Source organism: Burkholderia sp. MS389 (genome assembly GCF_016899425.1).
Lineage (GTDB): Bacteria > Pseudomonadota > Gammaproteobacteria > Burkholderiales > Burkholderiaceae > Burkholderia > Burkholderia sola.
In genome coordinates this window covers 1,069,407-1,093,986 of sequence record NZ_CP045994.1, presented here as the reverse complement: position 1 = coordinate 1,093,986, position 24,580 = coordinate 1,069,407, and the positions used below count along the sequence as shown (strand labels likewise).

Genomic DNA, 24,580 nt, shown 5'->3' with positions numbered 1-24,580 from the left:
TCCGTTCTTCAGGCTTCGCCGTCCGACGCCTCGTCGGCTTCGCCCTCTCCCTCTTCGGCCTCGGCGATCTGCTGGAGGCCAGAGAGCTTCGTACCCTCATCGAGACTGATGAGTGTAACACCTTGCGTGGCGCGCCCCATCTCGCGAATCTCGGACACGCGGGTGCGAATCAACACGCCGGCCGTCGTGATCAGCATGATCTGATCCTCGGCGTCGACGAGCGTGGCAGCCACGACCTTGCCGTTGCGCTCGGACGTCTGGATCGCGATCATACCCTTCGTGCCGCGGCCATGGCGCGTGTACTCGGTGATCGGCGTGCGCTTGCCGTAGCCGTTTTCGGTCGCGGTGAGCACGGTCTGCTCCTCGCTGCCCGCGACGAGCATCGCGATGACCTGCTGCCCGTCCTCGAGCTGCATGCCGCGCACGCCGCGCGCCTCGCGCCCCATTGGACGCACGTCGTTCTCGTCGAAACGCACGGCCTTGCCGGAGTCCGAGAACAGCATCACGTCGTGCGCGCCGTCGGTGATCGACGCACCGATCAGGTAGTCGCCGTCGTCGAGGCCGACTGCGATGATGCCCTTCTTCATCGGGCGGCTGAACGCTTCGAGCGGCGTCTTCTTCACGGTGCCGAGCGACGTCGCCATGAAGATGAACTTGTCGGCCGAGAATTCCTTGACCGGCAGCACGACGTTGATCTTCTCGCCTTCCTGCAGCGGGAACATGTTGACGATCGGACGGCCGCGCGAATTGCGCGAGCCCTGCGGCACTTCATAGACCTTGACCCAGTACACGCGGCCGCGGTTCGAGAAGCACAGGATGTAGTCGTGCGTGTTCGCGATGAAAAGCGTCTCGATCCAGTCGTCTTCCTTCATCTGCGTCGCCTGCTTGCCGCGACCGCCGCGCTTCTGCGCGCGGTACTCGGACAACGGCTGCGACTTCACGTAGCCCGCGTGCGACATCGTGACGACCATGTCCTGCGGCGTGATCAGATCCTCGGTGTTCAGCTCGGTCGCGTTCAGCTCGATCTTCGAGCGGCGCGCGTCGCCGAATTCGGCCTTCACCGAGGTCAGTTCCTCGCCGATCATCGTCGTGATCCGCTCGGGGCGCGCGAGGATGTCCAGCAGGTCTGCGATCTGCGCCATCACGTCGCGGTACTCGCCGATGATCTTGTCCTGCTCGAGGCCGGTCAGGCGCTGCAGACGCATCTGCAGGATTTCCTGCGCCTGCGTGTCGGACAGGCGGTACAGCCCGTCGGTCTGCATCCCGAACGCCGGGTTCAGGCCTTCCGGACGGTACGCGGAACGGCCGCCGGCCGCCGCGTTCTCGCTCTCGGCGCGCGTCAGCATCTCGCGCACGAGCGACGAATCCCACGGCTTCGCCATCAGTTCCTGCTTCGCGATCGGCGGCGTCGGCGCGGCCTTGATGATCGCGATGAACTCGTCGATGTTCGCGAGCGCGACCGCGAGACCTTCGAGCACGTGGCCGCGTTCGCGAGCCTTGCGCAGTTCGTAGATCGTGCGGCGCGTCAGCACTTCGCGTCGGTGCGACAGGAAGCACTGCAGGATTTCCTTCAGGTTCAGCAGCTTCGGCTGGCCATCGACGAGCGCGACCATGTTCATGCCGAACGTGTCCTGCAGCTGCGTCGCCTTGTACAGGTTGTTCAGCACCACTTCCGGCACTTCGCCGCGCTTGAGCTCGATCACGACGCGCATGCCGCTCTTGTCGGACTCGTCGCGGATGTCGGAAATGCCTTCGAGCTTCTTCTCGTTGACGAGCTCGGCGATCCGCTCGAGCAGCGAGCGCTTGTTCACCTGATACGGCAGCTCGTCGACGATGATCGCCATCCGCTGGCCGCGGTCGATCTCCTCGAAGTGCGTGGCCGCACGCATCACGACGCGCCCGCGCCCGGTGCGGTAGCCGTCGCGCACGCCGGCGACGCCGTAGATGATGCCGGCCGTCGGGAAGTCCGGCGCCGGGATGATCTCGATCAGCTCGTCGATCGTCGCTTCCGGGTTGCCGAGCAGGTGCTGGCACGCGTCGACGACTTCGTTCAGGTTGTGCGGCGGGATGTTGGTCGCCATGCCGACCGCGATGCCCGACGAGCCGTTGATCAGCAGGTTCGGAATGCGCGACGGCAGGACCGACGGCTGCATTTCGTTGCCGTCGTAGTTCGGCTCGAAATCGACGGTTTCCTTGTCGATGTCGGCGAGCAGCTCGTGGCCGATCTTCGCCATGCGAATTTCGGTGTAACGCATCGCCGCGGCATTGTCGCCGTCGATCGAGCCGAAGTTGCCCTGCCCGTCGATCAGCATGTAGCGCAGCGAGAAATCCTGCGCCATCCGCACGATCGTGTCGTAGACCGCGGTATCGCCGTGAGGGTGGTATTTACCGATCACGTCACCGACGATACGCGCCGACTTCTTGTACGCGCGGTTCCAGTCGTTGTTCAGTTCGTGCATCGCGAACAACACGCGCCGGTGCACGGGCTTGAGGCCATCGCGGACATCCGGGAGGGCACGTCCGACGATCACGCTCATCGCGTAATCGAGATACGAACGGCGCATTTCCTCCTCTAGGGAGGTGGGCAGGGTCTCTTTGGCGAATTGATCCATGTATCCGTATCGTTTCGGAGCGAAGACGGCGAACGCCTTTCGCGTGGGCGCTGCATGCGCAACGCAACGCGAGATTCTAACATGCGCCCATCGGCCGCCAATCCGCCTCCCCCACTATATGTAAACAGCAAAAATCGCGGCCGCGGCGAATCGGCCGAAATCCTCGGTCGAAATCGGGCCGACGAAAGGGTACGCGGGTACGCGACGCGACGCGACGTCGCAGGCGATCGCATCCGCCGCGTTTCCTGCGCGCGAGTAAACAACCGCATGCAATCGCGCAATTTCGCCGCCCCGCTCTTGACAATCTCTAAAAGTTACGGCAGGCGGGTGTTGCGCATGCACCACAAAGTTGAAGCGATCTTGGGGTGGGGAGGATTTTTTTTCGTAGGAAGGGAACGATATGGCAAAATGCCAACGCACTGAAAGTTAGACGCTGCTCGAAGTCTACACAGAGCGGTGCCGCGTTTTTTGTGCCGCACCAATGTTATACTTCGAGCAATGTATGACTTGTCACCGTCAACAGGCTCGCAGTAAACCTGCGGTAATCTCAATTTCGAGAGGAGAAATATGAATAAACTTTCAAAGCTCGCGTTCATTGCAGCTACCGCAGTTATGGCTGCATCCGCTTCGGCACAGTCGGTGCCGGCGTCGCGTCAAGCCGTCAATGACAACTGGGTGAACGGCACGGGCGAATGGGTGTGGATGAACGGCACGAACGAGCTCTGCTGGCGCGATGCGTTCTGGACGCCGGCCACCGCCAACGCGAAGTGCGATGGCGCACTGGTCGCCCAGGCACCGCAGCCGCCGGTCGCTCCGGTCGCTCCGGCCATCACGAGCCAGAAGATCACGTATCAAGCTGACGCACTGTTCGACTTCGACAAGGCAACGCTCAAGCCGCTGGGCAAGCAAAAGCTGGACGAACTGTCGTCGAAGATCCAGGGCATGAACACGGAAGTGGTCGTCGCAACGGGCTACACGGACCGCATCGGTTCGGACAAGTACAACGACCGTCTGTCGCTGCGCCGCGCGCAAGCCGTGAAGTCGTACCTGGTCAGCAAGGGTGTGCCGGCCAACAAGATCTACACGGAAGGCAAGGGCAAGCGCAACCCGGTTACGACCGGCTGCAACCAGAAGAACCGCAAGCAACTCATCGCCTGCCTCGCACCGGACCGCCGCGTGGAAGTCGAAGTGGTCGGTACGCAAGAAGTCCAGAAGACGACCGTTCCGGCAAACTAAGCCGCGGTTTTCGACTGCTTCAAAGCCCCGCTCCGGCGGGGCTTTTTCATTGACGCCCGTCCAGGCGCTCGCTGGCCTCGCCGTCCGCCCGCTTATATACTCGGGGCTGACGCACCGACGCACCGCCCTCCTCTCGTAGCCCGTTTGCCGACATGACCAACGCCGATCCGCACGAACTCCAGAAATTCAGCGACCTCGCCCATCGGTGGTGGGACCCGAATGCCGAATTCAAACCGCTGCACGACCTGAACCCGGTACGGCTCGGCTGGATCGACGCGCATGCGCACCTGGCCGGCAAGCGCGTGCTCGACATCGGCTGCGGCGGCGGCATCCTGTCCGAATCGATGGCCGGACTCGGCGCACAGGTGAAAGGCATCGACCTGTCGACCGAAGCGCTTGGCGTGGCCGATCTGCACAGTCTCGAAAGCGGCATTTCGGTCGATTACGAGGCGATCGCCGCCGAAGCGATCGCCGCGCGCGAACCGAGCAGCTACGACGTCGTCACGTGCATGGAGATGCTCGAGCACGTGCCGTCGCCCGCCGATATCGTGGCCGCGTGCGCGACGCTCGTGAAGCCGGGCGGCTGGGTATTCTTCTCGACGCTGAACCGCAACCTGAAGTCCTACCTGTTCGCGGTGATCGGCGCGGAATACATCGCACAAATGCTGCCGAAGGGCACGCACGATTACGCGCGCTTCATCCGCCCGTCGGAACTGGCCGGCTTCGTGCGCGCGACGGATCTGCACATCGCCGAGATCAAGGGCATCACGTATCACCCGATCGGCAAGCGCTTCGCGCTGTCGAACGACACCGACATCAACTACCTCGTCGCATGCCGACGCGGCGCATGACCTTTTGACCGGCATGACGACTCCCCTTTCGACCGCGCGGATCGCAGACGAACCGCGCCTGCTGCACTGCGATGCGGTCCTGTTCGATCTGGACGGCACGCTCGCCGACACGGCGCCCGATCTCGCGGCAGCCGTCAACAAGATGCAGCGCGCGCGCGGCCTGCCCGAAACGTCGCTCGACGTGTTGCGGCCGCTGGCCTCGGCCGGCGCACGCGGCCTGCTCGGCGGCGCGTTCGGCATCGATCCGCACACGGCCGGCTACGAAGCGATGCGCGACGAGTTCCTGGCCAACTACGCAGCCGACCTCTGCGTGCATACGACGCTGTTCCCCGGCATCGGCGACGTGCTCGACGAACTCGATGCGCGCGGCGTACGCTGGGGCATCGTCACGAACAAGGCGATGCGGCTCACCGCGCCGCTCGTCGAGCTGCTCGGCCTCGCGCCGCGCGCCGCCTGCATCGTCGGGGGCGACACTACGCCGCACCCGAAACCGCATCCGGCCCCGCTGCTGCATGCGGCCGACCAGTTGACGCTCGCGCCCGAGCGTATCGTCTACGTCGGCGACGACCTGCGCGACATTCAGGCCGGCAGCGCCGCCGGCATGGCCACCGTCGCAGCCGCATACGGCTATTGCGGCGACGGCGTCGCGCCGACCGACTGGCAGGCCCAGCACCTCGTCGATACGACGCAGGAACTGCGGGACCTGCTGCGCGATGTTGGGCTATAATGATCGATCTTATCCGCGGGGGCGACCTGGTTTCGACAGGGGTTGTGAAGCGGCTAGGGCATGTCGAGGACCCGTCACCTCGTTAATCAATGGGAAAATCGTAACTGCAAACGACGATACGTTCGCACTGGCAGCCTAAGGGCCGCCGTCCTCTGCCTAGTTCACTGACGGGCTAGTGTCGCAAGACCGGTAGCAATACCGCCAGAGGTCATTTACGTCAGTTAAGCCCTGTCGGCGTCGCGACGCCAGGGTCGAAAATCTAGCGAATCGCCGTAGTGCAGCGTGTTCGTCCGCGTCGCTGCGGTTAAATCAAAAGACTGGACTAAACATGTAGAACTAGTCGTGGAGCGCTTCTGGACGCGGGTTCGATTCCCGCCGCCTCCACCAAATTCCGCGCTCGTCGCACGAACCCCGCATGACGCCAGTCTGCGGGGTTTTTTGTTGCCGGCGTAACGCGCACGCCCCACGCCTTCCCTTCCCTTCCGAAAAAGCGCCCAGCCACGGACGGGCCGGGCGGAATGCCGCCGGTGTTCGGCGGCCGGAGGTGACGGATGTTTCTCCCGCGCCCGCGCCATCGTCGATTGCGCCGGGTGGCGGCCGGCCCGGTGGTCAGGCTTCGGGCAGCGCGCGACGCATCGCCGCGCCGGGGCCCGCGCCGCCCATACCGGGCGAGGTGCCGCTTAGCTGCCGCGATACAGCGACTTCATTTCCTCCGCGCTGGCCGGGCGCACACCCATTGCGCGCGAACCCGACGCCGATGCGCCCTGCGCCTGCGCACCGTAGCCGCCGGCGTCGGCGCCTCGAGCCTGTGCGAGCGCACTGCGCTGCTGCTCCGCGACACGCGCCGTTGCGGCCTGGATCGCTTCCGGATAATGCGGGTCCTCGCCGCGGGCGGTGTTGTAACCGGCCTGCTGGAGTTGAACCAGTTCGGCACGGACCTGCGCACGGGTGATCGTCGAACCCGACTGGGCGAACGACACGACCGGAGCAACGAGAGCAGCGGCAACGACAACGGCTTGAACGAGCGACTTCATGATGACCTACCTCCAGATTTGTCTGATTCGGCGGTGAACACCTTGATCAGCGCCGACAAACCGAAGTTTATGTAGGTGGATGCTTAAGAATAAGGCAGGTTTGAGGAAGACATCCTTCCTGATTTACGGGTTAACCCTTAATCACTGTCGGCGCGGCCCATGCGGGCGAACGGCCGCTTCGTCCATCCCGCATTACATGAACGCTCGCCAGAAAGCACGAGCCCCGCGAAGCGACGGGCTTCGCGGGGCTCGAATAAAGCGAGATCGGGGTGGAACGTACGCAGCTCCGTCAGTGGATCACGCTGCGGCGCAGAAGAGGCGCCCCGCTCGGGCGCCGACACGCTGCCTGCCCGTTACCGGGTATCCATCGGGCACTTCAGGTTGCAGCCGTTCGGGTCGCCCAGGTCACCCTTGCGGCGCAATGCCGACTTCTTGCCGCTCTGATATTTCTCCGACGGCGCCGACGCCGCGAACGGCATCTGCGGGTGTTCGTTCAGGCGGAACTGTTCGCTCAGGATGCCGCCGGGCACACCCGGGGAATTCTGCGCGAACGCAAACGGCGAAGCGACGACCAGCAGCCCCGCGGTCAACGCTGCCGCGGCAAGGGGAACGGAAAATTTCATGTCGGGATGACGCCTGAACGGCGTGCTTGTTGGAACGTTGATCGAGCGGCAAGCGTAGCGCAAATCCCCCGCTGCTGCAGCGCGATTCGATCGCCGCCGCGTTACCGGGAATTGCCGTCCGGCGCGGGCGCGCCGTCGCCGCCGGCCAGCCCGGTCGCGATGTGTTCCAGCGCGCCGCACGCGGCCGGATCGTAGCCGTCGAGATGCGCGACGCGCTCGACGAAGCGTGCGTCGCGCAGCAGCGCCAGCACATCGGCCAGCGGCCGCACATCGAGCCGCGCGCGTTCGCAGGCGAAGTAATAGTCCTCGTCGACGACCGGGATGAAGTCGAGCCCGAAATGACGGGCGGCCGGCTCGACGCCGAAACCGAGATCGGCCATGCCGCTCGCGACGAACGCCGCGATCGCCGAATGCGTGAGTTCGGCCGACGCATAGCCGTCGATGCGCTCCGGATCGATGCCGATCGCGCGCAACGCGAGATCGAGCAGCATGCGCGTGCCAGATCCCGGCTGCCGATTGACGAAGCGGATGTCGTTGCGTGCCAGATCCGCGAGCCCACGGACCTGCTTCGGGTTGCCGCGGGGAACGAACAATCCCTGCTGGCGGCGCGTCAGGTGAATCAGCACGTGGCGCGTGTCGTCGAGCCACGGCCGGTAGATTTGCGCGCACTGCGCGCGAAACGCGCCGCGCGGCAAATGGAAGCCGGCGAGGTCGCATTCGCCGCGCGCGAGCGCCTGCACGGCCTCGACGCTCTCGCGGTATTTGATGTCGACGGCCGCCTGCGCATCGACGAGCGCGGAGACGAGCGTCGCCACCGCGTACCCGTGCGACGCATGAATGCGCACGGCCCCGTCGCGCTGCGCGAGCCGGCGGTTCAGTTCGCTGGCCACCTCGGCCGCCAGCGTGCGCAGGTTCCCGTCGAGGCGGCTGCGCGCGAGGCGCTGCGCATCGACGACCGCCTGCCCGAGCGCCGACAGCGTCGACCCCTTGCCGCGCGCGGTCTCGATCAGCGCGCCGCCGACGCACAACTCCAGCGCGCGCAGCATGCCCCACGCGTGCCGGTACGACAGCCCCTTGGCTTGCGCAGCCTGAGCGATGCTGCCCGTCTCGGCCACGAGTTCCAGCAGCGGCGCGACGTCGGACAGGCTGGCCGACCGGCCTTCGGTGTCGCGCACGGTCAGATACGCGTCGCATTCGATCCGAATCAATTATGTACTCCGATTTCCTATTGCGACCGCGAAATCTTCCGCTTATCGTTGGTGAAAATCAATCAGAACGAAGTCACGCTGCGCACTATATGAATTCCGAGCGCATATGAGACTTTGGAGGAGCATAACCGATGTCCCCGAATTCCCCTGCGCCCGACGCGCTCGTCGAGCGCCATGCGCGCGCCGGCCGGTCGCTCGTCGCGATCCTGCACGCGATCCAGGACGACGCGGGCTACGTGCCTTCGGGCTGCGTCGCACCGCTCGCCAAAGCGCTGAACCTGTCGCGCGCGGAAGTGCACGGCGTCCTGACCTACTACCACCATTTCCGCACCGCGCCGCCCGCGCGCGTGACGATCCAGATGTGCCGCGCCGAAGCGTGCCGCAGCATGGGCTGCGAAACGCTCGCTGCCCACGCGGAAGCCCGCACGGGCTGCCGGTTCGACGCCCCGCACGGCGACGGGGCCGCGGGCCACACGCCGGACGACGTCGCGCTCGAATCGGTCTACTGCCTCGGACTGTGCGCGCAATCGCCGTCGATGACGGTCAACGGCGTGCTCCACGCCAAGGTCACGCCGGAGAAGTTCGACGCGCTGCTGGCCGACGCGGTCGCCCACACGCCGGAGGCCGCATGACGACCCGCATCTATGTTCCGCGCGATTCGTCCGCGCTCGCGCTCGGTGCCGACGCACTGGCCGCCGCGATCGCGGCCGAAGCCGAACGGCGCGGCGTCGCGATCGAACTGGTCCGCAACGGCTCGCGCGGGCTGCTGTGGCTCGAGCCGCTCGTCGAGGTCGGGACGGCCGCGGGCCGCGTCGGCTATGCGAACCTGTCGGCCGCCGACGTGCCGACCCTGTTCGACGCCGACTGGCTCGATGGCGGCGCGCATCCGAGCGGTGTCGGCCTCGTCGACGCGCTGCCGTATCTCGCCCGCCAGCAACGACTCACGTTTGCGCGGATCGGCCTGACCGATCCGCTGTCGATCGACGACTACCTGAAACACGAAGGCCTCGCCGGCCTGAAGAACGCACTGGCGCTCGACGGCGACGCCGCATGCGAAACGCTGATCGAGTCGGGGCTGCGCGGCCGCGGCGGCGCGGCGTTCCCGGCCGGCATCAAGTGGCGTACCGTGCGGCAAGCCCGCGCCGCGCAAAAATACATCGTCTGCAACGCGGACGAAGGCGACTCGGGCACGTTCTCCGACCGCCTGCTGATGGAATGCGATCCGTACTGCCTGATCGAAGGGATGATCATCGCGGGCGTCGCCACCGGCGCGACGGTCGGCTACATCTACGTGCGCAGCGAATACCCGCACGCGATCGCCACGCTCGAAGCCGCGATCGTTCGCGCGCGTGAAGCCGGCTGGCTCGGCGAGCATGTGCTCGGCTCCGCGCATGCGTTCGAGCTGCACGTCGCGAAAGGCGCGGGCTCGTACGTGTGCGGCGAGGAAACGGCGCTGCTCGAATCGCTCGAGGGCAAGCGCGGCGTCGTGCGCGCGAAGCCGCCGCTGCCCGCGCTCGCGGGCCTGTTCGGCCAGCCGACCGTGATCAACAACGTGATCACGCTCGCGACGGCGCCCGTGATCTTCGCGCGCGGCGCCGCGTTCTATCGCGACTACGGGATGGGCCGCTCGCGCGGCACGCTGCCGTTCCAGCTGGCGGGCAACATCCGTCACGGCGGCCTCGTCGAGCTCGCGTTCGGCGTCACGCTGCGCGAGCTGCTGTTCGACTTCGGCGGCGGCACGGCCAGCGGCCGGCCGGCCCGCGCCGCGCAGGTCGGCGGCCCGCTCGGCACCTACCTGCCCGATCACCAGTGGGACGTGCCGCTCGACTACGAGGCGTACACGGCGATCGGCGCGGTGGTCGGCCACGGCGGCATCGTGCTGCACGACGACACGTCGAATCTCGCCGAGCTGGCCGAATACGCGATGAAGTTCTGCGCGATCGAATCGTGCGGCAAGTGCACGCCGTGCCGGATCGGTTCGACGCGCGGCGTCGAGACGATCGCGCGGATCCGCGACGGCGACACGTCGGAGCGGCAAATCACGCTGTTGCGCGACCTGTGCGACACGATGCTCGCCGGTTCGCTGTGCGCGATGGGCGGCATGACGCCGTACCCGGTGCTGTCCGCGCTCGACCATTTCCCCGAAGATTTCGGGCTCGCTGCCGGCAAGGATGCCGCGTCGGGCCCGGTCAAGGCTGCGGCCTGACCCAGAAGGAGCCCTGCATGTCCCTCGACACGAACAACGTCCGCCAAGGCGGCTGCGGCTCGGGCCAATGCGCGTGCAAGAGCGCCGCCCAGGCGCACGCACGCGATCCGCACGACGAGACCGACTACGGCACGCCGCAACGGTACGCCGATACCGACGTCACGCTCGAAATCGACGGCCAGCCGGTCACGGTGCCGGCCGGCACATCGGTGATGCGCGCGGCGATCGAAGCCGGCGTCAACGTCCCGAAGCTGTGCGCGACCGATTCGCTCGAGCCGTTCGGCTCGTGCCGGCTGTGCCTCGTCGAGATCGAAGGCCGGCGCGGCTATCCGGCGTCGTGCACGACGCCGGCCGAAGCCGGCATGAAGGTGCGCACGCAGTCGGACCGGCTGCAGTCCCTGCGCCGCAACGTGATGGAGCTGTACATCTCCGATCACCCGCTCGACTGCCTCACCTGCCCGGCCAACGGCGACTGCGAGCTGCAGGACATGGCCGGCGTGGTCGGGCTGCGCGAAGTGCGCTACGGCTTCGATGGCGCCAATCACCTGAAGGACACGAAGGACGAATCGAATCCGTACTTCACGTACGATCCGTCGAAGTGCATCGTCTGCAACCGCTGCGTACGCGCGTGCGAGGAAACGCAGGGCACGTTCGCGCTGACGATCGCCGCGCGCGGCTTCGAATCGCGCGTCGCCGCCGGCGAAAGCGAATCGTTCATGGCGTCGGAATGCGTGTCGTGCGGCGCGTGCGTCGCCGCCTGCCCGACGGCCACGCTGCAGGAAAAATCCGTCGTGCAGCTCGGGCAGGCCGAGCACTCGGTCGTCACGACCTGCGCGTATTGCGGCGTCGGCTGCTCGTTCAAGGCCGAGATGAAGGGCACGCAGGTCGTGCGCATGACGCCGCACAAGAACGGTCTCGCGAACGAAGGCCACGCGTGCGTGAAGGGACGCTTCGCGTGGGGCTATGCGACGCACAAGGACCGCATCACGAAGCCGATGATCCGCGAGAAGATCACCGACCCGTGGCGCGAAGTGAGCTGGGACGAAGCCCTCACCTACGCGGCGACGCAATTCCGCAAGCTGCAGCAGAAGTACGGCCGCGATTCGATCGGCGGGATCACGTCGTCGCGCTGCACGAACGAGGAAACCTATCTCGTGCAGAAGCTCGTGCGTGCGGCGTTCGGCAACAACAACGTCGATACCTGCGCCCGCGTGTGCCACTCGCCGACCGGCTATGGCCTCAAGACGACGCTCGGAGAATCGGCCGGCACGCAGACGTTCGCATCGGTCGGCCAGGCCGACGTGATCGTCGTGATGGGCGCGAACCCGACCGACGGCCATCCGGTGTTCGGCTCGCGGCTGAAGCGGCGCGTGCGCGAAGGCGCGAAGCTGATCGTGATCGACCCGCGCCGCATCGACGTCGTCGACGGCCCGCACGTGAAGGCCACGCATCATCTGCAGCTGCGCCCCGGCACCAACGTCGCGATCGTCAACGCACTGGCGCACGTGATCGTCACCGAAGGGCTGGTGGCCGACGCCTTCGTCGCCGAGCGCTGCGACACGCGCGCGTTCGAGCAATGGCGCGACTTCGTCGCGCAGGCGGACAATTCGCCCGAGGCGACCGCGGACGTGACGGGCGTGCCGGCCGAGCTGGTGCGCGAGGCCGCACGCCTGTACGCGACGGGCGGCAACGCCGCGATCTATTACGGCCTGGGCGTGACCGAACACGCGCAGGGATCGACGACGGTGATGGGCATCGCGAACCTCGCGATGGCGACCGGCAACGTCGGCCGCGAAGGCGTCGGCGTCAATCCGCTGCGCGGCCAGAACAACGTGCAGGGTTCGTGCGACATGGGCTCGTTCCCGCACGAACTGCCCGGCTACCGGCACATCAGCGACGAGGTCGTGCGCACGCAGTTCGAACAGGCGTGGTCGGCCACGCTGCAGCCGGAGCCGGGGCTGCGCATCCCGAACATGTTCGACGCGGCACTCGACGGCAGCTTCAAGGGGCTTTACTGCCAGGGCGAGGACATCGTCCAGTCGGACCCGAACACGCAGCACGTCGCGGCCGCGCTGTCGGCGATGGAATGCATCGTCGTGCAGGACATCTTCCTGAACGAAACCGCGAAATACGCGCACGTGCTGCTGCCGGGCTCGACGTTCCTCGAAAAGGACGGCACGTTCACGAACGCGGAGCGCCGGATCTCGCGCGTGCGCAAGGTGATGCCGCCGCTCGCGGGCTACGCGGACTGGGAAGTCACGCTGCTGCTGTCGCAGGCGCTCGGCTACGACATGCACTACACGCATCCGTCGGAAATCATGGACGAGATCGCGCGGCTCACGCCGACCTTCTCGGGCGTGTCGTACGAGAAGCTCGACGCGCTCGGCAGCATCCAGTGGCCGTGCAACGAACACGCGCCGGAAGGCACGCCGACCATGCACATCGACACGTTCGTGCGCGGCAAGGGGCGGTTCGTGATCACCAAGTTCATTCCGACGCCGGAGAAGGTCACACAGCGCTATCCGCTGATCCTGACGACGGGCCGCATCCTGTCGCAATACAACGTCGGCGCGCAGACGCGCCGGACCGAAAACGTCCGGTGGCACGAAGAGGATCGCCTCGAGATCCATCCGCACGACGCGGAGGACCGCGGGATCCGCACCGGCGACTGGGTCGGCATCGAATCGCGCGCGGGGCAGACGGTGCTGCGCGCGCTGGTGTCCGAGCGCATGCAGCCGGGCGTCGTGTACACGACGTTCCACTTCCCCGAATCGGGGGCGAACGTGATCACGACGGACAGCTCCGACTGGGCGACGAACTGCCCGGAATACAAGGTGACGGCCGTGCAGGTGCTGCCGGTGGCGCAACCGTCCGACTGGCAACAAGCGTATGCGCGCTTCAACTCGGAGCAGCTCGATTTGCTCGAGCGCCGCGCCGCCGAGCCGGCCGCCGCGACGACGGGCAAGTGAGGCAACCATGGACCACGACCACCTGATCGACATGGCCAACCAGATCGGCGCGTTCTTCGAATCGATGCCCGATCGCGACGAAGCGCTGGCCGGCATCGCCGAGCATATCCGGCGCTTCTGGGAGCCGCGGATGCGTCGCGCGTTGCTCGCCGCGCTCGACGATCCGTCGAGTGAAGCCGGACAGCGCGCGGCGCCGATCGTGCGCGATGCGATCGCCGCGCATCGCGCGTCGCTCGTCCCTGCCGCGGCGCCCGCCTGAGCGCGCGGCTACGCGGATACCGACATGCCCGCGAACCAGCTTTCGCAGTGGCGCAGCAGCGCGTTCGCGTCGGTCGCCGTGCGCCCGCGCGCGGCGACATAGCCGTCCGGCCGCAGCAGATAGAACGACGGCCGCGAGCGGCCGTATTCCTGCGCGAGCCCCGCGGCGCCGTCGCCTTCGGCATCGGCGACGCGCCACACGCGCACCGCTTCCGGCATGATCCGTTCGAGCCCCTGCACGAGCGCCTGCGCATCGGCCGGGATCGGCGGCACCTCGCCGGTGTCGGTATTCGCCGGCTCTTCCAGCAGCAACAGCGTGAAACTCGCCGGATCGTGAAGATCGTATAGCCGCGCCGTGCCGGGCGCGCGACCGAGCGGCCCGTCGAGCACGTGCACGAGCGCGTCGGGTGCGCGCTCGCCCGCGCGCGGACCGCCGTCGAGCACGCGCTCGAGCGTGAGCGGACTCTTCCGGTACTGCACGCCGAGCTCGCTGACCGTGCGCCTGAGCGCGTCGCGCATCGGCCCGAACGATGCCAGCAGCGGCACGACGTGATCGCGCAGCAGCTTCATCGCGCCGCGCTCGGCTTCGACCACCTGCGTGACGAAACCGGTCTGCCGCAACACGTCGCGCTCGATCGGATGGCGCTCCGCGTGATACGTGTCGAGCAACCGCTCGGGCGCACCGGCGCGCAGCACGCGCGCGAGCTTCCAGCCGAGGTTGAACGCCTCCTGGATGCCGGTGTTCATGCCCTGCGCGCCGGCCGGGCTGTGAACGTGCGCGGCGTCGCCCGCGAAAAACACGCGGCCGTGACGCAGCCGGTCGACCATCCGGCTGTGGAGATGGAAATACGACGACCACGCGAGATCGCTTGGCGAGATCGATGCGCCGACGCGCGCGCGGATGATCGTGTCGCATTCGTCGAGCGACGGCGTCGAGTCGGGCGACGCGCCGCTGCCGGGCGGCCGGTCCGCGACGAGCCGGTAACGGCCGCCGCCCATCGGAAACAGGCCCGCGATGCCCGCGGGCGTCGTGAACAGGTGGATCTCCTCGTCGGACCAGTCGGGTATCGCCGCGAAATCGGCCAGCAGGAAAGTCTGTTCGAACGCATGTCCGGTAAAGCCCAGGCCGAGCAGGTGCCTGACCGTGCTGTGCGCGCCGTCGGCGGCGATCAGGTACGACGGCGCGAACGACTCGTCGCGGCCGTCGGCGCGGCGCAGCGTCACGTCGAGCGACGTAGCGCCCGTGTCGCACGCGGTCAGCGCCGTACCGCGTTCGACGGTCACCCCCATTCCGGCCAGGTGCTCGGCGAGCAGCCGCTCGGTGACGCTCTGGTCGAGAAACATCAGATACGGATAGCGCGTTTGCAGCGGATCGAAATCGAGTCGCGCGATCACGCGGCCGTCGGCATGCAGCTCGGCCGCATGCGCGCGATGGCCGAGCGCGAGAAACGGTTCGACCGCGCGATGCTGCTCCAGCAGTTCGAGCGTGCGCGCCTGGATGCCGATCGCACGCGAAAACGGCGCCGGTGCGGCGAGACGATCGATGATGCGCACCGGCACGCGAGTCCGCGCGAGGCTCATCGCCGCGGCAAGGCCGGTCGGCCCCGCGCCGACGATCAGCACGGGCGGGATATCGGATAGTGTGTCAGCCATGGAGACCTCGATGACACGCGACCCTGCCAGTCTACGCCGCTCCGCGTGACGGGGCCATATGCCGACCGGCCGATGCGCGGCCTCGCCGCGCGGTGTGGGAAAATACGCGCTTTCCGCCCCTTTTCGCGTCATGGATTCCGCATTCGACCGGGCGTACGCCGCACATCGCGCGGGCCGCCTCGCCGAGGCCGAGCACGGCTATCGCCACGCACTCGCCTCCAACCCTGCCAACGCCGACGCGCTGCACCTGTTCGGCGTGCTGCGGCACCAGCAGGGCCAGCATGCCGAGGCAGCCGACCTCGTCGGCCGCGCCGTCGCGCTGCGTCCGGACGATGCCGCGCTGCAGCTCAATCTCGGCAACGCGCTGAAAGCGCTGGGCCGGCTCGACGAAGCGATCGACCGCTTCCGCAACGCGCTGACGCTCGCGCCCGAATTCCCGCTCGCGCACTACAACCTCGGCAACGCGTATGCGGCGCTGCAGCGTCACGACGATGCGATCGACGCGTTCGGCCGTGCGCTGCGGCTCACGCCCGACGACGCATCGATCCACAACAATCTCGGCAACGCGCTGAACGCGCTCGGCCGCCACGACGACGCGCTCGCCGCGTTCGGTCGCGCGCTCGAGCTGCGGCCCGGCCATGCGGGCGCGCACAACAACCTCGCGATGGCGCTGAGCGCGATGGGTCGCGCCGACGATGCGATCGCGCACTTCCAGGCTGCGATCGCCGCGCAGCCGCGGTTCGTCGCCGCGCATTTCAATCTCGGCAACACGTTCGATGCGGTCGGCCGGCATGCCGAGGCGGCCGCGGCGTTCGAAGCCGCGCTCGCACTGCACCCGCCGTTTCCGCTCGCGCTGTTCGGGCTCGCGAACGCACTCTGCGCGCAGGCGCGCCACCGCGACGCGCTGCCCTACTACGAGCGCGCCGTCGGGCTCGATCCGTCGTTCGGGCTCGCGTGGCTGAATCTCGGCAACGCACATCACGCGCTCGGCGCGCACGAGATGGCGCTGCGCGCATTCGACCAGGCGCTGCGCGTCGCGCCCGATCTCACGCTCGCGCGGCTGCATCGCGCGGTCACGCTGCTGACGCTGCGCGACTTCACGCGCGGCCTGCCCGCGTACGAAGCGCGTCACGAGACGCCCGGCGCGACGCCGCTCGGCGCGCTGCCGCGCTGGCAAGGCGAGCCGATTACGTCGCGCACGCTGCTGATCCGCGCGGAACAGGGGTTCGGCGACACGCTGCAGTTCGTCCGCTTCGTGCCGCAGGTGCGCGCACGCTGCGCGCGCGTCGTGCTCGAAGTCCAGCCGGAACTCGTCGCGCTGCTGACGCCGGCCGCCGCGCGCTGGCGCGTGACGCTCGTCCCGCAAGGCGCCGCGAAGCCGCCGGCCGCGGACGTCGCCTGCACGCTGATGAGCCTGCCGTTCCTGCTCGGGCTTCAGCCGGAAGACATCGTCGGCTCGCGCTACCTCGATGCACCCGACGGCGCCCGGCGGCGCTTTCGCGGCTCGCTCGGCGGGCAGTCGAAGCGCAAGTTCGGCCTCGCGTGGTCGGGGCGCCGACAGGCGCAGGAAAACCGCTCGATGCCGTTCGATGCGCTCGCGCCGCTGCTCGCGCTGCCGGACATCGACTGGATCGTGCTGCAGCCCGCGCTCGACGACGACGAACGCGCGCGCGTCGATGCGCATCCGCGCGTGCATCGTCTCGACGGCCGGCTGAACGACTTTGCCGATACGGCCGCGCTGGTCGAGCGCCTCGACGGCGTCGTCACGATCGACACGGCGGTCGCGCACCTCGCGGGCGCGCTCGGCAAGCCACTGTGGGTCATGCTGCCGTTCGCTCCCGACTGGCGCTGGTTCACCGGCGACGACTGCCCGTGGTATGCGCGCGCCAGCATCGCGCGCCAGCCTGCGCCGGGCGCGTGGCCCGACGTGGCGGCCACGGTGGCCGACATGCTGCGCGAAGCATGACCGCAAACGAACAAGGGAGCGCATTGCGCTCCCTTGTTCAAGGTGATCCGCGGCCGACGTCGCGCGCTATGCCGGCCGCCGTCAGGCCGACTTGTACTGGTTGCGCGCGTCGGACGTGCGGTACAGCACGAGCGTCGCGATCAAGCCGCAGATCGCGGCCACACTCAGCCACAGCCCCGGCGCCGCCTTGTTGCCGGTCTGGTGGATCAGCAGCGTCGAGATCGCCGGCGTGAAGCCGCCGATCGTCGTGGCCAGGCTGTACGCGAGCGAGAAACCGGCCGTCCGCACGTCGGCCGGCATCACTTCGGTGAGCGCGACGACCATCGCCCCGTTGTACGACGCGTACAGGAACGACAGCCACAGCTCGACCGCGAGCAGCCGCAGGAACGACGGATCGCCGACGAGCCAGCGCACGGCCGGGTAAGCCGACAGCAGCGTCAGCACGGTGAACGCGATCAGCACCGGGCGGCGGCCGATACGGTCGGACAGCGCACCGGACAGCGGCAGCCACACGAGATTCGAGATCCCGACGCAGACGGTCACGACGAGTGCATCGAGCGACGACAGATGCAGCACTTCCTTGCCGAACGTCGGCGTGTACGCGGTAATCATGTAGAACGACACCGTCGTCATGATCACCATCCCCATGCCGGCCACCACGACGCCCCAGTTGTCGAGCATCGAGCGCATGATCTCGCCCATCGTCGGGCGGTGGCGCTTCGCGAGGAATTCGTCGGTCTCCTTCAGCGAACGGCGGATCAGGAACAGGAACGGCACGATCAGGCAGCCGATCAGGAACGGAATGCGCCAGCCCCACGCGGTCATTTCCTCGACCGGCAGCGCGCGGTTCAGCACGACGCCGACGAACGCGGCGAACACGACGGCCACCTGCTGGCTGCCCGACTGCCACGACGTATAGAACCCCTTGTGGCCCTTCGTCGCGATCTCCGACAGGTAGACCGACACGCCGCCGAGTTCGACGCCCGCCGAGAAGCCCTGCAACAACCGGCCGAGCAGCACGAGCACCGGCGCGAGCACGCCGATCGTCGCATAGCCCGGTATCGCAGCCACCGCGAGCGTGCCGATCGCCATCAGCCCGAGCGTCAGGATCAGCCCCTTGCGGCGGCCGTGATGGTCGATATACGCGCCGAGCACGATCGCGCCGACCGGTCGCATCAGGAAGCCCGCGCCGAATACCGACAGCGACAGCATCAGCGACGCGAACGCGTTGCCGCTCGGAAAGTACGTTTTCGCGATGGCCGACGCGTAATACCCGTAGACCATGAAGTCGTACATTTCCAGGAAGTTGCCGCTGACGACCCGGAAGACGGTGCGGACTTTCGATTCCTGCGCGATGGCAGGCGACGCTGTGGACATGGTTTCTCGCTCAGCTCGGATGGCGCGAATACCGCGCCGCATGGATCCGGCGACGCGCGCCGCGCCGGGTCGGGCCGACGCGCACGGGCATCGCTGCCCGCCGGCGGCACGGCGCGTAACGGCGCGCCGCCGGCATGATCCGCGAATCATGCCACGGCAACCCGACATTTGCCTTGTAGCGCCCCTGTCACCGACGTCGCGATGTCCGCCTCGTACAAGTCGCCCCGAAGCGGACACAAGAATCAGATCGATCTGATCGACCGACCTTCGCCGGCTGACCACAATGTCACGATTTGCGACGACATTTTCACGCCGCGCCGGCACGGATGCCCGTGTCGCACGACGCCCCTGCCATGATCCCATCGCCCCTCGTCCCGGTCGAAGGCGCGCTCGCCCGCCCTCGCGCCACCCCGCTCGACCACGTCCCGCCGTTCGGCCGCGAATGGCGATTTCGCGGCGCACCCGGCGCAGGGCCTGGCAGGAACTGCCTCGCGACGCTGACGACGTCCTGCATCGATGTCGACCGACCGCACCGCGAGTGCCGATGGCAGCCGCTATCCGTGGCGGCGTCGCTGCCGGCTTCGGCCGGGCTGCCTGTCCCGTCGACAGTTGTCCCGGGCCGGCGCTTGCGCCATTCCGCGCGCCACGCTCGCGACCGGCGCGCGATGTACGTCGTCTGCTGGAGCATCGGCGCGCTCGGCATCATCGGCTGGCTGATCGGCACGTACGACCGGCCCGCGGGTTCCGGTCCCGCGTACGCGATCCAGGCGGCCGGCAGTACGCCCGATCACGCCGCGACATCGACCGGTACGATACGTATCGCGGCGGCGCAACCGGATACGTCGACGCATGCGATGCCGCAGCACAAGGTGGCGACGCCTGTCGCGAACACGGTCGAATCGCCGCCAGCCAAGCATCGCGTCGCGCTTCGACCCGCAACGCTTCACCCGCAAGCGACGGCCGACGTGCGGCATGCCGCCCCTGCTTCGCCACGTCGGGCAACCGGCCAGCGCACGGCAAACGCCCCGACCCGTACGCCGGTCGTGCCGCGGCTCGCCGCACATCAGCCGCTCCAGCGTGCGCCGTTCCAGCGCGACGCGGCCAACACCGGCACACGCGATCGACTCGCTCGGCCGCTGCGCACGGCAGATACGCGCGATACACGCGACTCGTTCGACGATCCGGCCACGTTGATCGCAATGGCGAACACGCTGCGCGCCGCGCAGCCGGCCCGGCCGGCGCACCCGCCGGCCGGCGTCGACTGGACGTCGCACCTGTCGCACCGCCGCGTGACCGACGTGCCGGACGCGTTCGCGCATTGACGCCCGCGCAATAAAAAACCCGGCGAAGATCGCTTCGCCGGGTTTTCGCTCGTCTCGTTTCGTCCGCTCGACGACACGTTACTTGTGCACGGGCAGCCCCGTCTCGGTCTGCTTCTCGAGTTGCCGCACCTGCTCCTGCAGATCGCGCAACTGCAACTGCGCCGCCCGCTTCTCGACCTGCAGCGCCTGCGCCTGCTCCTGCGCCGATTTCTGCCGCTGCGCGACTTCGGCCTGCTGGCTGCGCGCGACGCTCAGATCGGCCTGCAACTGCTGCGCACGATTCGCCTGCAGCGCGATCACGCGTTCGAGAAATGCCTTCTGCGCCTGCAGCTCGGTCCGGCGGATCTCGATCTCGGCGAGCTGCGCCGTCTGCTGGACGAAATTCGCGTACACCATCTCCGCGCGCGTCTTTTCCTGCGAACGAATCACGCGCCACAGGTTCTTGTCCTGGAACAGCGCGACGTAATACGTCATCTCGCGCGGATCGAACATCAGGCTCGCACCGTAGCTGCCGTTGTACGTCGTGCGCATCTCGACGATCCGGCCGTCGTGCAGCATCTGCGTCAGCTCGGCGACGTTGCCTTGCACGGCGGCGTCCGTCGCGGCCGACGCCGCCGGCGCCGGCGCCGGCGCCGCGCCGCCGCTCAGGCTCGTGACCGCCGGACGCGTACCGGCGACGGGTGCGGTCGCGTCGGTGGACCAGGCCGTGCCCGCTTGCGCGCAGGCAGCCAGCGCAACGATCCACGTTGCGCATCGTGCAGGGGAGAAATTTCGGAAAGCCAACGTCAGACTCCGGCGAACGAATCGGAACTGGCGATTATCGTGCAAAACGAAACGGCCGCATCTCGAATTAATCGGGATGCGGCCGGCCTTCGTTCAGCACGGAAAATACGGCGTGCTACAGACGCGTTTCGCGCGCCGCGCGCAGGAACGCGTCGAGCAGCGGCGTGCAGTCGAGCAGTTCGGAACCGCCCGCGCGATGGAACTCCGGATGCCACTGCACGCCGACGACGAACGGCGAACGGCGATGGCGAATGCCTTCGATGATCCCGTCGCCGGCCGACACGGCCTCGATGTTCAGATCGCGGCCGAGATCGCGGATCGCCTGGTGGTGAATCGAGTTGACGATCGCTTCGCTGCGCCCCGGGAACATGCTCGCGAGCGTCGACGAATCGGGAAAGCGGATCGCGTGACGATGCTGGTCGTAATGCTCGCTCACGTGCGCGTGCGCGGTCGGCACGTCGGTCGCGATGTCCTGGTACAGCGAGCCGCCGAACGCGACGTTGATCAGCTGGCAGCCGCGACATACGCCGAGCACGGGTTTGCCGGACTCGACGAATTCGTGCAGCAGTTCGAGCTCGTACATGTCGCGCACGCGATCGCCCGGCCATTCGGGACGCGCATCCGACGCCGCATAGGTTTGCGGCGACACGTCGGCGCCGCCTTGCAGCAGCAGGCCGTCGAGATGCTTCGCGTAATCGCGCAGGCGGATGTTGCTCGGATGGATCATGCCTTGATGGCCGACGGTCGGAATCATGAACACGAGCACGTCGCGCGACATCACCCAGTGGGCGATCGATTCCTCGAGATACTGCAGCGTCTTGCCGCGCAGCCCCTTCGCGCCCGGCTCCGGATGGAAGATCCGCGCCGACACGCCGATGCGCAGCGTGCGCTGCGTGATGCGCTGGCCGGCGCGGTCGAACAGCCGCCGCGCACGCGCCGCGACGATCCGGCCGAACACCGACCACGGCGTGTCGCTCTGCTTCAGATAGGCGGGCGGCGCATTCTGCGCGCTCGCGGGCGGCGGCCGCGGCGTGTCGAAATCGGGCGGCGCGCCGAATCCGGGCGGCGGTGCGCCTGGCTTCAGCGGCGCGGGCGCGGCCGCGCCGTCGCCGACGGCGCCTGCCGCACCGGGCGCACCGGGTTCGGATGCAGCCGTGACGGGCGACGCGCCGTCATCGGCGACATGCTCCGCGGCGGCCTGCGTGGCCGGCGCATCGGGCGTTTTCGCCGGATCGGGACGGGGGGAATCGGAAGAAGCGGAAGAGGTGCCGGGCAGACCGGCCGAGGAAGGCGTGTTTTCGCTCATGACGATAGTCTGATGCGTCGCTCGCGCGTAGGGATAGACGAGGATTCATTATGCTTCAGTGCACGATCGCGCGGCAAACCTGCAACATCCTGTCGATATTGTTGCAAGTCGGCGACCACGCACGCCGCAGAACGACGCCGCTCGCGCGTCGGCACCGATTGCCCGGCCTCGCCGGCACTGGACACTACTGATATATCACAATAATATCCAGCGATCGTCCACGCTTTCCGAGCCTCCGCGCCATGATCGCGCCCCTCCCGGCCGCCGCGCCGCCACCGGCATGAGTACCGTGACCGACCTCACCCGCGACCGGGCCGCCGCGTCGCCAGCCAGCCTCGCCGACCGCGCGTACGCGCTGATCCAGCGCGACATCATCACGATGCGCCTGAAGCCGGGCGCCGCGCTGAACGAAGCCGACCTCGTCGCACGCACGGGCATCGGCCGCACGCCGGTGCATCAGGCCGTGCATCGGCTCGTGCTCGAAGGGCTGCTGTCCGTGATGCCGCGCAAGGGCCTGATGGTGCAGCCGCTGTCGCTCGACGACATCGTCGCGGTGATCGACGTGCGGCGCGTCAACGAAGCGCACTGCGCCGAACTCGCCGCGCGCCATGCGACCCCCGACGATCTCGCGCGCCTGGCCACGCTGCTCGACGACGGGCAGGCCTGCGTCGACATGCACGACGTCGAGGGCATGATGGAGCTCGACCGCGCGTTTCATCAGACGATCGCCGCGGCCGCGCGCAATGCGGTCCTCGCCGACATCCTGCGCGCGCTGCACGAGCGCTCGCTGCGCTTCTGGTTCGTCACGCTGTCCGAACCGCACCATCTCGCCGACGTCCAGCACGAGCACCGCGCGCTGTTCGACCGGCTGTCCGCGCGCGACGCCGCCGGTGCGCGCGCGGCCGTCGAAAACCATATCGATTCGTTCCGCTCCACGCTTCTTCAACATCTTCGCCCCTGAGCCGCCATGACCACTTTCACGCCCTTCCCCCCGCTCGCCCAGCTCGCCGCCGACCTCGCCGCCGGCCGGACCACGAGCCGCGTGCTCGTCGACACCGCGCTCGACCGGATCGCCGATCCGTCGGGCCAGGGCGCCGTCGTCTTCACCGAAGTCGATGCCGACAACGCCCGCGCGGCCGCCGACGCGCACGACCGGCTGCGCGCCGCGGGCACGGTGCTGTCGCCGCTCGCGGGCATTCCGGTGTCGGTCAAGGACCTGTTCGACGTCGCGGGCCAGGTCACGCGCGCGGGTTCGCGGGTGCTCGACGGCGCGCCGGCCGCGCACACCGATGCGGTCGCCGTCGCGCGGCTCAAGCGCGCGGGCGCGGTGCTGGTCGGCCGCACCAACATGAGCGAGTTCGCGTTTTCCGGGCTCGGGCTGAATCCACACTTCGGCCACCCGCGCTCGCCGTATCACCGCGACGTGCCGGGCGATGCGCGGATTTCGGGCGGCTCGTCGTCGGGGGCGGCCGCGTCGGTCGCCGACGGGATGGCCGCCGTCGCGCTCGGCACCGACACCGGCGGCTCGATCCGCATTCCGGCCGCACTATGCGGGCTGACGGGCTTCAAGCCCACCGCGAGCCGGATCCCGACGCAAGGCGGCGTGCCGCTGTCGACGACGCTCGACTCGTTCGGCCCGATCGGCCTGACGGTCGCGTGCTGCGCGCTGGTCGACCGGATGCTCGCGGGGCTCGAGCCGCACGTACCGGCCGCGCGGCCGCTCGAAGGCGTGCGGCTCGGCGTGCTGACGAACTACGTGACGGACGGCGTCGATGCCGACGTCGCGGCCGCGCTCGACACCGCGCTCAAGCATCTCGAAGCGGCCGGAGCGATCGTCACCGACGTGCGCTTCCCCGCGCTCGACCGGCTGCCGGAGATCAACCGTTTCGGCTTCTCGCCGATCGAGGCGTACGCGTGGCACCGTCCGCTGCTCGCGAAGCATCGCGACCAGTACGACCCGCGCGTGCTGACGCGGATCCTGAAGGGCGAACCCGCGAGCGCGGCCGACTATCTCGACCTGCTGGCCGCGCGCGCCGCGATGCTCGACGAAGCCGCGCACACGGTCTGGTCGCGTTTCGATGCGCTCGTCGCGCCGACGGTGCCGGTCGTGCCGCCGCGCATCGCCGAACTCGAAGCCGACGACGACGCGTTCACGCGCACCAACGCGCTGATCCTGCGCAACCCGAGCGCGTTCAACTTCCTCGACGCGTGCGGGCTGTCGCTGCCGTGCCATCCGCGCGACGCGGCGCCGGTCGGTCTGATGCTCGCGGCGGCGCCGCATCGCGACGACGCGCTGCTTGCGATCGGTCAATCGGTCGAGGCCGTACTGAACACGATCCGCTGACCGCGCCGGCCGATCGCAAGCCGATGGCGAGCCGATCGCCGGCGGCCCGCGCGCGGTGCGGCAGGTTGCCGCACGCGCGCTGTCAGTTTCGTGCCAGATCATTCG

Annotated in this window: 19 protein-coding genes and 1 other RNA gene; 12 read left to right on the top strand and 8 right to left on the bottom strand. The window is 68.0% G+C overall.

All coding sequences use genetic code 11. The features are described from left to right. Positions 1-8: 8 nt before the first annotated feature. Positions 9-2,612 carry a DNA gyrase subunit A gene (gene gyrA, locus GJG85_RS05125; RefSeq protein WP_050011545.1) on the bottom strand — a complete coding sequence of 868 codons (2,604 nt, stop codon included), beginning with the start codon at positions 2,610-2,612 and terminating at the stop codon, positions 9-11. 567 nt (positions 2,613-3,179) lie between these two features. Here gyrA and ompA point away from each other — a divergent pair. The 4 genes from ompA to ssrA all read left to right on the top strand — a co-directional run bounded on the left by ompA (position 3,180) and on the right by ssrA (position 5,813). Further along, positions 3,180-3,848 (top strand): outer membrane protein OmpA, encoded by a 669-nt coding sequence (gene ompA, locus GJG85_RS05120; protein ID WP_050011546.1) that lies wholly within the window; start codon positions 3,180-3,182, stop codon positions 3,846-3,848. Positions 3,849-4,000: 152 nt separating this feature from the next. Continuing rightward, positions 4,001-4,699 carry a bifunctional 2-polyprenyl-6-hydroxyphenol methylase/3-demethylubiquinol 3-O-methyltransferase UbiG gene (gene ubiG / locus GJG85_RS05115; RefSeq protein WP_050011547.1) on the top strand — a complete coding sequence of 233 codons (699 nt, stop codon included), beginning with the start codon at positions 4,001-4,003 and terminating at the stop codon, positions 4,697-4,699. A gap of 13 nt (positions 4,700-4,712) precedes the next feature. Continuing rightward, on the top strand, positions 4,713-5,426 hold the full coding sequence (gene gph / locus GJG85_RS05110) for a phosphoglycolate phosphatase (protein ID WP_089488627.1): 714 nt from the start codon (positions 4,713-4,715) through the stop codon (positions 5,424-5,426). 17 nt (positions 5,427-5,443) lie between these two features. After that, positions 5,444-5,813: a transfer-messenger RNA gene (gene ssrA, locus GJG85_RS05105) on the top strand. Between the two features lie 293 nt (positions 5,814-6,106). On the opposite strand, the gene GJG85_RS05100 is transcribed toward ssrA, so the two are convergent. From GJG85_RS05100 to GJG85_RS05090, 3 genes are all read right to left on the bottom strand, one after another. Continuing rightward, entirely contained in the window at positions 6,107-6,460 is a 354-nt protein-coding gene (locus GJG85_RS05100; RefSeq protein ID WP_050011549.1) for a DUF4148 domain-containing protein, read from the bottom strand. A gap of 353 nt (positions 6,461-6,813) precedes the next feature. After that, positions 6,814-7,083 carry a hypothetical protein gene (locus tag GJG85_RS05095; protein WP_050011550.1) on the bottom strand — a complete coding sequence of 90 codons (270 nt, stop codon included), beginning with the start codon at positions 7,081-7,083 and terminating at the stop codon, positions 6,814-6,816. Positions 7,084-7,184: 101 nt separating this feature from the next. Beyond that, positions 7,185-8,291, bottom strand: coding sequence for a substrate-binding domain-containing protein (locus GJG85_RS05090; protein ID WP_050011551.1), 1,107 nt, complete (start codon positions 8,289-8,291; stop codon positions 7,185-7,187). Between the two features lie 131 nt (positions 8,292-8,422). Here GJG85_RS05090 and GJG85_RS05085 point away from each other — a divergent pair, with 131 nt between their 5' ends. Genes GJG85_RS05085 through GJG85_RS05070 form a run of 4 tightly spaced genes read left to right on the top strand, consistent with a single transcriptional unit; the run spans position 8,423 to position 13,725 of the window. Further along, positions 8,423-8,923, top strand: coding sequence for an NAD(P)H-dependent oxidoreductase subunit E (locus GJG85_RS05085; protein ID WP_050011552.1), 501 nt, complete (start codon positions 8,423-8,425; stop codon positions 8,921-8,923). Further along, positions 8,920-10,497 carry a formate dehydrogenase beta subunit gene (locus GJG85_RS05080; RefSeq protein ID WP_050011553.1) on the top strand — a complete coding sequence of 526 codons (1,578 nt, stop codon included), beginning with the start codon at positions 8,920-8,922 and terminating at the stop codon, positions 10,495-10,497. The genes GJG85_RS05085 and GJG85_RS05080 overlap by 4 nt, the downstream gene beginning before the upstream one ends. 17 nt (positions 10,498-10,514) lie before the next feature. Further along, positions 10,515-13,466, top strand: a complete 2,952-nt coding sequence (gene fdhF, locus GJG85_RS05075) for a formate dehydrogenase subunit alpha (protein WP_050011554.1) — start codon at positions 10,515-10,517, stop codon at positions 13,464-13,466. Positions 13,467-13,473: 7 nt separating this feature from the next. Beyond that, a complete protein-coding gene (locus GJG85_RS05070) occupies positions 13,474-13,725 on the top strand; it encodes a formate dehydrogenase subunit delta (RefSeq protein WP_050011555.1) in 252 nt (83 codons plus the stop codon). 8 nt (positions 13,726-13,733) lie between these two features. On the opposite strand, the gene GJG85_RS05065 is transcribed toward GJG85_RS05070, so the two are convergent. Beyond that, the gene (locus tag GJG85_RS05065; RefSeq protein ID WP_050011556.1) at positions 13,734-15,377 is read right to left on the bottom strand and encodes an FAD-dependent monooxygenase; all 1,644 of its coding nucleotides are present in this window, start codon (positions 15,375-15,377) and stop codon (positions 13,734-13,736) included. A 58-nt stretch (positions 15,378-15,435) separates the two neighbouring features. On the opposite strand from GJG85_RS05065, the gene GJG85_RS05060 reads away from it, so the two are divergent. Beyond that, positions 15,436-17,343, top strand: a complete 1,908-nt coding sequence (locus GJG85_RS05060; RefSeq protein ID WP_050011557.1) for a tetratricopeptide repeat protein — start codon at positions 15,436-15,438, stop codon at positions 17,341-17,343. An 81-nt stretch (positions 17,344-17,424) separates the two neighbouring features. Here GJG85_RS05060 and GJG85_RS05055 read toward each other — a convergent pair whose 3' ends face one another. Beyond that, positions 17,425-18,720, bottom strand: a complete 1,296-nt coding sequence (locus tag GJG85_RS05055) for an MFS transporter (RefSeq protein WP_050011558.1) — start codon at positions 18,718-18,720, stop codon at positions 17,425-17,427. Positions 18,721-19,073: 353 nt separating this feature from the next. Between GJG85_RS05055 and GJG85_RS05050 the strand changes: the two genes are divergently transcribed. Then, on the top strand, positions 19,074-20,042 hold the full coding sequence (locus GJG85_RS05050) for a hypothetical protein (protein ID WP_050011559.1): 969 nt from the start codon (positions 19,074-19,076) through the stop codon (positions 20,040-20,042). 78 nt (positions 20,043-20,120) lie between these two features. Here GJG85_RS05050 and GJG85_RS05045 read toward each other — a convergent pair whose 3' ends face one another. Together GJG85_RS05045 and GJG85_RS05040 are read right to left on the bottom strand one after the other, a co-directional pair. Next, complete coding sequence (locus GJG85_RS05045) at positions 20,121-20,825, bottom strand: DUF2968 domain-containing protein (protein WP_124629888.1); 705 nt, start codon at positions 20,823-20,825, stop codon at positions 20,121-20,123. Positions 20,826-20,940: 115 nt separating this feature from the next. Then, on the bottom strand, positions 20,941-22,131 hold the full coding sequence (locus GJG85_RS05040) for a type 1 glutamine amidotransferase (RefSeq protein ID WP_204383720.1): 1,191 nt from the start codon (positions 22,129-22,131) through the stop codon (positions 20,941-20,943). Between the two features lie 280 nt (positions 22,132-22,411). On the opposite strand from GJG85_RS05040, the gene GJG85_RS05035 reads away from it, so the two are divergent. Next, positions 22,412-23,092 carry a GntR family transcriptional regulator gene (locus GJG85_RS05035; RefSeq protein WP_124629887.1) on the top strand — a complete coding sequence of 227 codons (681 nt, stop codon included), beginning with the start codon at positions 22,412-22,414 and terminating at the stop codon, positions 23,090-23,092. 6 nt (positions 23,093-23,098) lie between these two features. Further along, positions 23,099-24,475: an amidase gene (locus tag GJG85_RS05030; RefSeq protein WP_204383719.1), complete on the top strand. Its 1,377-nt coding sequence runs from the start codon at positions 23,099-23,101 to the stop codon at positions 24,473-24,475. Positions 24,476-24,580 lie beyond the last annotated feature (105 nt).